The following is a 1,364-nucleotide window of genomic DNA, read 5'->3' as shown; positions in this document are numbered from 1 at the left end:
AAAGTAGAAATTATGGAAACGGTGTTGCGCGATGGCCAACAAAGCCAGATCGCAACGCGGATGCCGATCGCAGATATGTTGCCGATCCTCGACAAGATGGATGCCGCCGGTTATCATGCCTTGGAAGTTTGGGGCGGGGCGACTTTCGACTCGTGTATTCGCTACTTGAATGAAGATCCGTGGGAGCGCCTGCGGACCATCCGCAAGCATGTGCCGCATACCAAGCTGCAAATGCTGTTGCGGGGCCAAAACCTGCTGGGCTACAAGAACTACGCCGATGATGCGGTGACGGCTTTTGTCAAAAAGTCCGTGGAAAACGGCATCGACATCATTCGCATCTTTGATGCGCTTAATGATGTGCGGAATTTAAAGACCGCCTTAGAGGCGACTAAAGCTGCTGGCGGGCATGCCCAATTGGCGATTTGTTATACCACCAGTGAGTTCCACACGATCGACTACTTCGTGAAACTCGCCAAGCAAATGGCAGATATGGGGGCTGACTCCTTGTGCATCAAGGATATGGCCGGGATTTTAACGCCGCAAAAGGCTTATGATCTGGTATCTGGCATCAAAGCCGAGATCACCATTCCGCTGGAAGTGCATACGCACGCAACTGCCGGAATGGCAGAAATGACGTATCTCAAGGCGGTTGAAGCCGGGGCAGACATCATCGACACGGCGATTTCCCCGTTTGCTGGCGGGACCAGCCAGCCGGCGACTGAATCCACTTTGGTGGCCTTAAATGACTTAGGCTATACCACCCCAGTCGATCAAAAATTAGTCGCAGAAATCGCGGATTACTTTGGCCCGATCAGAGACCGCTTCCGTGATGAAGGCGGCTTGAACCCGCGGGTCAAAGATGTGCAGCCGAAGTCCTTGTTATATCAAGTGCCTGGCGGGATGTTGTCCAACTTGTTGGCCCAGTTAAAAGCACAAGGCAACGAAGACAAGTATCTGGATGTCTTAGAAGAAGTGCCGCGGGTGCGCGCCGATCTTGGCTATCCGCCACTGGTGACGCCATTATCACAAATGGTCGGCACCCAAGCGCTGATGAATGTGCTAAGCGGCCAACGCTACAAGCTGATCCCCAATGAGATCAAAGATTATGTCCGCGGCATGTACGGCCGCCCGCCGGTGGCGATCGCGCCAAAGATCCAACACCAAATCATCGGCGACGATGAGGTGATCACCACCCGGCCGGCGGACTTATTGAAGCCGCAAATGCCGGAATTTGAAGCCGGCGCCAAGCCTTATGCTAAGAGCATGGAAGATGTTTTGATGTATGGCTTGTTCCCAGAACAAGGCCGCGACTTCTTAGGCCGGCGTGAAGACCGCTTCTACGACGTACCGCTGGAAACTGTCTC

Annotated in this window: 1 protein-coding gene; it reads left to right on the top strand. The window is 53.7% G+C overall.

The genetic code is table 11. The features are described from left to right. Window positions 1-1,364: oxaloacetate decarboxylase subunit alpha (locus EKM91_RS13715; RefSeq protein WP_225419546.1), on the top strand; the 1,364-nt coding region annotated here is incomplete at both ends.

This window comes from Lacticaseibacillus baoqingensis, from assembly GCF_003946165.1.
GTDB lineage: Bacteria > Bacillota > Bacilli > Lactobacillales > Lactobacillaceae > Lacticaseibacillus > Lacticaseibacillus baoqingensis.
This window is presented reverse-complemented; position numbering and strand designations above follow the sequence as displayed.